The 388-nt window shown below is 56.7% G+C and carries 1 protein-coding gene; it reads left to right on the forward strand.

Annotation, left to right across the window (positions count from 1 at the left end):
• Positions 1–186: hypothetical protein (locus ACFHWW_RS34420; RefSeq protein WP_379943877.1), on the forward strand; the 186-nt coding region annotated here is incomplete at its 5' end.
• Between the last annotated feature and the right edge of the window lie 202 nt (positions 187–388).

Raw genomic sequence — 388 nt, forward strand, 5'->3', positions numbered from 1 at the left:
GATCTAGCCCCCACCATTCATCTCGTCTCTCACGCGGCCAACATGCGACGAGCATTTGCGGCAGGTGCGACCGACTGCATCGTCAAGCCGGTCCTGCCCGAAGAACTGCAAGCGTGCGTCAATGTATATCTGCAGCTGCACGAAATGCGACATTTGCACCTGGAGAGTCTGAGAGCCGGGCTCTGAAGATGTCCTCGGAATCTGCAGACCTATCGCCCGGCCGGCTACCCGTGCGGCCGGGCGAATATCGGTTGAGTCTCATGCTCTTCGGAGAAGACGGAGATACCCTCTTCAAGCAATCACTGTAGCCCCCGAAGGTTGCATGAAACTTGCCGTCCTATAGTCGGAATTTCAGAGGTCTATCGACCCACAACCAAACGGCACATGG

The sequence above is a fragment of the Sinorhizobium sp. P24N7 genome (assembly GCF_042436655.1).
Classification (GTDB): Bacteria; Pseudomonadota; Alphaproteobacteria; order Rhizobiales; family Rhizobiaceae; genus Sinorhizobium; species Sinorhizobium meliloti_A.